This is a genomic window from Bacillus shivajii (genome assembly GCF_020519665.1).
In the GTDB taxonomy this organism is placed as follows: domain Bacteria; phylum Bacillota; class Bacilli; order Bacillales; family Salisediminibacteriaceae; genus Bacillus_CA; species Bacillus_CA shivajii.
Genome location: NZ_CP084703.1, coordinates 2,676,455 through 2,685,491 on the forward strand (window position 1 = coordinate 2,676,455; position 9,037 = coordinate 2,685,491).

The window sequence follows — 9,037 nt, forward strand, 5'->3', positions numbered from 1 at the left end:
TCACTCCTCTACAAGTTCTTTATAAATATTGATAAGTCTTTCCTTTTTGCAATTTTCAGCAGTAACAATAGACTTAATTCTTTCGACCGCTGACTCTACCTCGTCATTTTCAACGACGTAATCATATTTATCCATTAAATCAATTTCATCTTTAGCAATTGTCATGCGACTGTCAATAAGGTCCTTCGTTTCTGTTCCTCTACCTTCGATTCGACTACGAAGCTCTTTTAAACTCGGAGGCATTAAAAAGATAAAGACTCCTTCTGGAAAGGTTTCTTTCACTTGCAAGGCTCCTTGAACTTCAATTTCCAATATAACATCTTTTCCTTGCGCGAGTGTCTCTTCAACATAATTTCTTGGTGTTCCATAATAATTGTCGACATATTGAGCCCATTCTAATAGCTCATTATTTTCGATCATGCGTTCAAACTCTTCTTTTGACTTAAAGAAGTAATTCACGCCATCTTCTTCACCTTGACGCGGATTTCTAGTCGTAGCCGAAACTGAATATTGTATATGTGTATCGTGCTGCCTTAACGCACCACAGACCGTACCTTTACCAACACCAGATGGGCCAGATAAAACAATGAGTAAACCTTTTTCTCTTCTCATATAAACCTCCAGCTTTCCTTGTTACATATGTATCATGTTTATCATTTTTAACAGTATAATTCAAGTCCTAATTTATTCTACCATTTATTATAAACACATTCCTTAATTACTAATCAGTGGATAGAATGAGGAAGCCACCGGAAAGTCCGATGGCACTTGTAATGATTTTCTATTATTCGTCAGACTCATCGTCTTTGTTACTAATAACACGTTGTGCAACCGTTTCAGGTTGAACAGCAGATAAAATAACGTGGTCACTATCTGCAATAATTACAGCCCTTGTTCTTCTCCCATAAGTTGCATCGATTAGCATATTTCTATCTCTAGCTTCAGTAATAATTCTTTTAATCGGTGCTGATTCCGGGCTGACAATGGAAATAATTCGATTTGCTGAAACGATATTTCCAAAGCCAATGTTAATAAGTTTAATATCCATCTTCATTTCCCCTAACGTTTCTAATCGTTACTTCCTACTTCATTTACTTATAATTATCTTATAAACGAGAAGATGTTCAAAAGTCGTTATCATCGTTTTTCCATAATAAGAACATACTCTATAAGTTAATTATCTATTCAATATTTTGTACTTGTTCTCGAACTTTTTCTAGCTCAGATTTGAGATCGACGACAAGCTGACTAATCTCAATGTCATTTGCTTTTGAACCGATTGTATTTGTCTCTCGGTTTAACTCTTGCACTACGAAGTCGAGTTTTCTGCCTACTACACCACCCTCTGAAAGGATGTGTATGAATTGCTTTAAGTGACTGTCAATACGAGTGATTTCTTCTTGTATATCTGTTTTATCTGCATAGACAGCAACTTCTGTGAGCATTCGAGCTTCATCAATATCTAATGCTCCATTCATAAACTCTTCCACACGCTTTTGTAACCTATCACGATAGTTTTTCTGTACAGTCGGTGCTAATTCTGTTAACTTTTCTGTCCACCCCGACAGTTTTTCAATTCGCTTTGTTACATCAGAATATAATTCTTGTCCTTCTTTCATCCGCATTTCTTTTAGTTGAACAGAAGCTTCTTCAACAGCAGATAGAAGCATTTCTTTTAAGTCTTCAGTCACTTCTTCTTTTTCTTGTACTTCAACAACATTTTCATGCAACAACAATTGGTCAACTGGAAATGCGGCAGAAGATGTCGTACGTTCAATCATTTTTGTATATGTCTCGTGGTAATCTTGGAACAGATCCCAATCAACGGACAATGAACGTTCGACAATTCCTTCACCTTTTAAATGTATGAACACATCAACTTTTCCGCGTTGAACATAGTTTGAAATTGTTTTCTTTAATTGATCCTCAAGAAAGAAAAATTGCCGAGGCATTCGAATATTGATTTCACAAAAACGATGATTAACCGCCTTCATTTCTACTGTAACCTCAGAATCAGCTATCTCCTTTGATGAGCGACCATATCCGGTCATACTTATAACCATATCTATCACATCCACAACTTCTATTTTAAACAATTTTAGGTTGGACAACAAGTGTGAAGGCAAGATTCTTTTATCAATGCCTATATAAAGCGGTTTGATATTTTCATATGGACGTAAAAAGTACTGTATATTTTCAATGATGTACACAATAATATTGAAACACGAATAACAACTGCTTTCAATTTTCAGCATATTTTTAGAAGAAAACGTAACAAAAGACGGCGACTCCCGGAGGTTCAGCGACGAGCAATACTTCTTCGAACTGCTTCGAGCTGCGACGAGTAACCGCAGGAGCACTGTTTATCTGGGACGAGTAATCGCAGGAACACTGTTTATCTGCGACGAGTAATCGCAGGAACACTGTTTATCTGCGACGAGTAACCGCAGGAGCAACGAGCTGAAGATCCACTTAGGCGAAGAGTTGTCGAGCCTAAGTTAACTGAAGACAACCCTCGGGAAAGCATCCGTCTGAAGTGGAGTTCACACTCATCATTCGTAATTTCGCATCATATTTTGAGTTATGAAATTGATTCACGTACGATAAGAAACATGTTATTCTATTGATGGATAAAAAGGAGGTGTGCAAATGTCATTTGATGGCATTGTGACACGAGCTGTCACACAAGACTTGCAAGAAAAACTTATTTCAGGACGGATTGTAAAAATACATCAACCTTATAAAACGGAATTAATCTTTACAGTAAGAAGAGGCGGAAAAAACTACTCAGTATTATTCTCAGCAAATTCTTCTTTTGCACGCTTTCATATAACAAATGAAAAGTATGAAAACCCACAAGAGCCGCCAATGTTTTGTATGCTACTCCGAAAGCATTTGGAAGGTAGTATTTTAGAAGAAGTCGAACAAAAAGAACTAGAAAGAATTATTACTTTCTCCTTTAGAGGGCGCAATGAATTAGGCGATGTCTCATATAAAAAGTTAATTATTGAACTAATGGGACGACATAGTAATATTCTTTTAGTCGATACAGAGAAGAACATCATCTTAGACAGTATCAAACATATTCCACCTTCACTGTCGGCCTTCAGAACCGTGTTGCCAGGGCAGCCTTATAAAGAGCCACCTCACCAAGATAAAGTGAACCCACTTTCAGTCAATGAGGATGATGTGAAGCGAAAATTAAATTTCCACCAAGGAAAAATGGATAAACAATTAATCGATACGTATAGTGGGTTATCTCCACAAGTGGTGAAAGAAATATTACACCGGGCGAAGTTTTCAAATGTTGAAACTGTACCACCTGCATTCGTTGAAACATTAGCTCCTATTAAGAACCATGAATATTCACCACAAATGATCATCGACAAAACGAACGAAACGTTTACCGTTATTCCGCTAACCCACAAAAGCGGTGAGAGAAAAACATTTGATTCTGTTCATGAAATGCTAGACCGTTATTTTTATGGCAAAGCAGAGAGAGATCGAGTAAAACAACAAGCTCACGATTTAGAGCGGATGTTAAGAAATGAATACAATAAAAACAAGAAGAAAATTAAAAAACTCGAAAAAACGCTAACTGATGCAGATAAAGCGCAACAGCAACAACGCTTTGGTGAGCTTTTGACGGCTCATATGCACTTAATTCAAGAAGGTGACAATGAAGTTGAAGTGATTGACTATTACGATCCTGACCAAAAATCACTCACTATCCCCCTAGATCCGAGAAAGTCTCCTTCAGAAAATGCTCAAGCATACTTTAAGAAATATCATAAGTTGAAAAACTCTGTCGCTATCGTGCAGGAACAAATTAAAAAAGCAAAAGAAGAAATGTCTTATTTAGATCAAGTGATCCAGCAAGTTGAAGCAGCATCTCCACGCGATCTTGAAGATATTCGTGAAGAGCTTCAAGAAGAAGGTTACTTAAAGAAAAGAAGTCAAACGAAGAAAAAGAAAAAACAAGATAAACCACACCTTGAAAGATATACTTCAACAGAAGGTGTTGACATTTACGTAGGAAAAAACAATAAGCAAAATGAGTATTTAACGAATCGACTCGCTCGCCAAAACGATACATGGCTCCATACGAAGGATATACCAGGCTCTCACGTGGTCATTCGAAGTGATAACTTCAGTGAAAAGACCTTGCATGAAGCAGCCAACTTAGCTGCCTACTTTAGTAAAGCAAGAAACTCCGGTCAAGTCCCTGTTGATTACACGCTCATTCGACATGTGAAAAAACCTAGTGGGGCAAAGCCCGGGTATGTTATTTACGATAATCAAGCGACATTATTTGCAACACCCGATGAAGATCTCATTTTATCGTTGAAACAAAACAGTTAAAAAAAAAGGGACTGACAAGTAAGTGTCTAACACATTTTGTCAGTCCCTTTATATCTTCTTTTAACACTGTTTATCCAGTACGTAAAACTTTAAATTGCGCTTTTACTAAGTCGTAATACTCGCCCTTTTGCTGCATGAGCTCGTCGTGATTTCCATGTTCAATAATGTTTCCTTGTTCAAGAACAAAGATGTTATCCGCTTCACGAATCGTCGATAATCGGTGAGCAATCATAATTGCTGTTCTTCCGTGTAGAAGTTTTTTAAGTGCATCTTGAATGAGCTGCTCTGTTTCAGTATCAATGGATGCTGTTGCTTCATCTAAAATTAAGATTTGTGGGTCGGCTAATAAACAACGTGCAAAAGAGATAAGTTGCCTCTCCCCAACTGAAAGAACATTCCCACGCTCTTCTACTTCCGTTTCATAACCATTTTTCAATTGTGAAATAAACTTATCAGCCCCAACCGTTTTCGCTGCTTCAATTACCTCTTCGTCCGTTGCATCTGGACGCCCGAAACGGATGTTTTCTTTAATCGTTCCTGAAAAAATAAATGTGTCCTGTAAAACGATACTCACTTTGTGACGAAGGCTATTTAATGATACATCTCTGAGGTCATTCCCATCGATCATTACTCGGCCGCTCGTTGGATCATAGAAACGGCTAATTAAATTGACAATGGTCGTTTTCCCGCTCCCCGTATGACCCACGAGTGCAACGGTCTGACCAGGGTCCATCGTTAAATTAATGCCTTTTAGCGCTTTACGCTCTTCATCGTAAGCAAATTCAACGTCCTCAAACTTAATTTCCCCTTTAATCTCGTCAAGCTTCTTCGCCTTTTTCTTTTCAGGAACAGAAGGCTGTTCATCTAAAAATTCAAAAATACGTTCAGATGACGCCATACCAACTAGTAACTGATTATACACTTGACCTAACCTCGAGATCGGCTCCCAGAACATCCCTAAATAAATCGAGAAGGCCACGAAATCCCCTGTTGAAATCGCTCCTCCTTGAATGAGGTAGACCCCATACCATAACAAGACTGCTATCCCGATCGCACCACTCATCTCAACGAACGGTCGGAAGAGTGCATTTTTTTGTGTCGCATTTCTCCATGCTTCATAGTTATGTTTATTCATATTCTTAAAGAATTCGATGTTCTCTTTCTCTTGAGTGAACGCTTGTGTTACGCGAATCCCTTGAATACTCTCGTTTAAATGAGAATTAATCATCGATTGCTTAATTCTTACATCTTGCCACGACCGACGAATTCTCCGCCGTAATTTTGTTGAAATAATAAACATAAGAGGTAAAACGATCATAATCGCAATCGTTAATTCCGGACTAATCATAAAGAGGATAAAAATAATCCCAAATAGCATTAGTAAATCCATTAATAAGTTAATAACACCGTTTGTAAATAAATCTTGCAACGAGTTTACATCATTTGTTATTCGAACTAAGATTGACCCACCAGAGCGTTGATCGAAGAAACGATGTGAAAGACGCTGAATATGATCAAATAAACTTTTTCTTAGGTCAAAAATGACGTACTGACCTACTTTGTTCATATATTTAATTCGGAGTGTATTACCAACCCAAGCGATAATATACATCCCAGCAATAATCGCAACCATCAACCATAAGAAATTCAAGTCCCCGTGTTCAATAATATTATCTAAAGCATAACTACCGATTAATACTGGTGCTAATAACCTGACCGCCGTTGATAATATCATCCCGAAAATCGCAATTGGTAAAATTGTTTTCGCATAAGGCTTCATATATGTTAGGAGGCGAGTCATCTGTTTCCAGTTAAACGGTTTTTCTATTGCTTGATCTGTTGAATAGTGAAACCGTTTATTCGTTCTTGTATCATTTGTTTTCATATCATTGTTTGCCAAGCTCGTTCACCTCCATCATTTCGCTTCTTGTAAAACCGCTTGACGGTCTTTAAATTGAATATCATAAATATGTCGATAGTTTCCATCTTCATTTTTTAATAGCTCATCATGTGTCCCACGTTCAACAATCACACCATTATCTAAAACGATAATTTCATCAGCATGCATTAACGAAGAAATTCGGTGGGCAATGATAAACGTCGTTCTACCTTTCATTACCTCTTGGAATGCTTGCTGAATTTTACCTTCTGTTTCCATATCAACGGCACTTGTTGCATCATCAAGAACTAGAATACTTGGGTCAATACAAATTGATCTCGCAATCGCAATTCGTTGTTTTTGCCCACCGGATAATCCCATCCCACGCTCACCTAAAATCGTGTCATATCCGTTCGGTAAATCCATGATAAAGTCGTGTGCTTGAGCTCTTTTGGCAGCATCGATAATTTGCTCATCCGAAGCATTTGGATTTCCATATGATATATTATCACGAATCGTAGAAGAGAATAGGAATGATTCTTGCAGAACAACACCGATGTTTTGACGGACTGACTTCAAGGAATAGTCTTGGATTTTTCGTCCATCAATAAAGATTTCACCACGACTAGGCTCATAAAAACGCGAGATCAACTGAGTGATCGATGTTTTCCCCGACCCTGTTGCACCGATTAAACCAATTGTTTTTCCTGGGGGTGCATCAAACGTAATATTCTTCAACGCGAGTTCATCTTCACTTTCATATTGATGACTAACGTTATGAAATTGAACATGCCCATCTAACCGGTCTTTATGAATTGCGTTCGGTTTATCAAATATGTCTTCTTTTTCATCGAGAACTTGCAGTAAACGTTCACCTGAAGCTTTCGATTGCGAGAATGTATTTACAATAAACCCTAAGTTCATAAGAGGCCCAATGATAAACCAAATCAAGCTGAAGAAGGCTACAAGTACACCAGGAGCAATTTCCCCGTTAATGACCATCCAACCACCATATCCGAGTAACACAACAACACAAATTTGTCCGATTAATTCCATAAGTGGAAAAAATCGTGCCCAAATATTTGCAGTGTAAATGAACTTATCTTTGTAGTCCGTATTTTTATCGTCAAAACGTCCAATTTCAAATTCCTCTTTTGACAAAGACTTTACCGTGTTCATTCCACTAATATTTTCTTGAACTTTTGTTGTCATGCCAGCAAATGATTTTCGAATACTTGTAAAAGCTGGGTGAACCTTTTTATCGAATCTGTAAACCGTGACAACTAAAAATGGCATAGATACTAGCGTAATGACTGCTAGCGTTGGACTGTAATAAAGCATAATTGCCATACTTAACCCTACTAGCATCGTCAAGTTGATTAATTGTGCAAAACCGAAAGACAAAAAGAAACGGAATCCCTCAACATCAGCCGTCAATCTCGACATGAGGTCCCCCGTCCTTGCGTTATCATAATATCGAAACGGTAAAAACTGAAGTTTTCGATATAATGCATTACGCAGTTCATATACCGACCTAATTCCAAACAAGTCTCCTAAGTATTGGTGGAAGTATATCGCCACTCCCTTCAGAGACATTAACAGTAAAAATCCGATCGATACAATAGGTACGAGTTCATAGTTGCCTGCCAAAATGACATCATCAATTGTAATTTGTAAAATAACAGGATAGATCACTGTAAGCCCTGTTACGGCGAGTAATGAGAGAATTGATAAAATAAAATACCTTTTAAATGGCCAATAAAACTCTTTTAAACGCTTAAACGTATTCAATCGGGTCACCTCCTAATTGTTTCTGTACGATTGAATGAAAAATCCCTTTAAAATGACATTCTATTGCTTATAATATTAAAATTCCGACAATTAAATTCAAAAGAAAAGGGAATAGTAATAATATATCGGTTTCCGAAATATTTTTCTATCCCTTTTTTGATCGATATTGTGTTGTATTCAACTAAATATTTCGATTTTCGTAATAAAAACTGTCTTTTTACCAAGATTCCTTTAAATTGCTACCTTATAGTCTATAATTCCCAAAAATGTAATGAATGATTTGTTTAGGGATTTTCCTCCACAAAAAATACAGTATGATTATAATTACATATTATTACGAAAAGCACAACTACTTTTTCGCAATTGTTATAAGTGATATGTCGTTATAGAATGTTTTTTGCGTAACTATTCGAAAACCGACTTCTTTTAATAGCATTTCGAATTCTTCGACCGAAAATTGATGCCTTCTTTCCGAGATTCTTCCCCACTGAAGTAAAGAATCTTTTTCTATGCCTGCTAAATTCAATTGACTTGAAAGTTCTTTTGCCCTTATGATGTCTAGTTTCGTACTCGGGTTTATCAAAGCAAGGTTTCCCCCTGGTTTTAATACTCTAGACATTTCCTTAAGTACCCATTTTGCATTCGGAATTAGAAAGACCACACAAGTTGAACAAACGATATCAAATATTTCATCTTTATATGGCAAACACTCGGCGTCTCCTACTTGTACAGAAGGTTGTTTTATAAATGAAATATCAGATAAGAGCTCTTCAGTACGTTGGACCATTTTTTTTGATAAATCAATTCCATAAACTTCTGTTGTGAGTGATGCTCCTTTTTGTAATAACCTTCCCGTTCCACACCCTACATCTAATACTCGTTTTTCTTCCCATGATCCAATTTCTTTTAAAAATTCATCATGGATCTCAGAGAGCCATGATGTTGTTGCCATTTGATCAAAAAAATCTACTCGTTCGTCAAATTCATCTCCATCCATTTTACGCA

General features: G+C 37.0%; 7 protein-coding genes. 1 reads left to right on the plus strand and 6 read right to left on the minus strand.

Annotated elements, in window-relative coordinates:
- The 3 genes from gmk to LGQ02_RS13085 form a co-directional block, all read right to left on the minus strand.
- Positions 1 to 612 (minus strand): guanylate kinase, encoded by a 612-nt coding sequence (gmk, locus tag LGQ02_RS13075; protein WP_226514806.1) that lies wholly within the window; start codon positions 610 to 612, stop codon positions 1 to 3.
- Between the two features lie 172 nt (positions 613 to 784).
- The gene (gene remA, locus LGQ02_RS13080) at positions 785 to 1,048 is read right to left on the minus strand and encodes an extracellular matrix/biofilm regulator RemA (protein ID WP_226514807.1); all 264 of its coding nucleotides are present in this window, start codon (positions 1,046 to 1,048) and stop codon (positions 785 to 787) included.
- A 133-nt stretch (positions 1,049 to 1,181) separates the two neighbouring features.
- Positions 1,182 to 2,063: a YicC/YloC family endoribonuclease gene (locus tag LGQ02_RS13085; RefSeq protein WP_226514808.1), complete on the minus strand. Its 882-nt coding sequence runs from the start codon at positions 2,061 to 2,063 to the stop codon at positions 1,182 to 1,184.
- Positions 2,064 to 2,649: 586 nt separating this feature from the next.
- On the opposite strand from LGQ02_RS13085, the gene LGQ02_RS13090 reads away from it, so the two are divergent.
- The gene (locus LGQ02_RS13090; RefSeq protein WP_226514809.1) at positions 2,650 to 4,362 is read left to right on the plus strand and encodes an Rqc2 family fibronectin-binding protein; all 1,713 of its coding nucleotides are present in this window, start codon (positions 2,650 to 2,652) and stop codon (positions 4,360 to 4,362) included.
- Positions 4,363 to 4,432: 70 nt separating this feature from the next.
- On the opposite strand, the gene LGQ02_RS13095 is transcribed toward LGQ02_RS13090, so the two are convergent.
- The 3 genes from LGQ02_RS13095 to LGQ02_RS13105 form a co-directional block, all read right to left on the minus strand.
- Positions 4,433 to 6,247, minus strand: coding sequence for an ABC transporter ATP-binding protein (locus LGQ02_RS13095; protein ID WP_226518312.1), 1,815 nt, complete (start codon positions 6,245 to 6,247; stop codon positions 4,433 to 4,435).
- Between the two features lie 30 nt (positions 6,248 to 6,277).
- The gene (locus LGQ02_RS13100; RefSeq protein ID WP_226514810.1) at positions 6,278 to 8,032 is read right to left on the minus strand and encodes an ABC transporter ATP-binding protein; all 1,755 of its coding nucleotides are present in this window, start codon (positions 8,030 to 8,032) and stop codon (positions 6,278 to 6,280) included.
- A gap of 349 nt (positions 8,033 to 8,381) precedes the next feature.
- Positions 8,382 to 9,029 (minus strand): class I SAM-dependent methyltransferase, encoded by a 648-nt coding sequence (locus tag LGQ02_RS13105; protein ID WP_226518313.1) that lies wholly within the window; start codon positions 9,027 to 9,029, stop codon positions 8,382 to 8,384.
- Positions 9,030 to 9,037 lie beyond the last annotated feature (8 nt).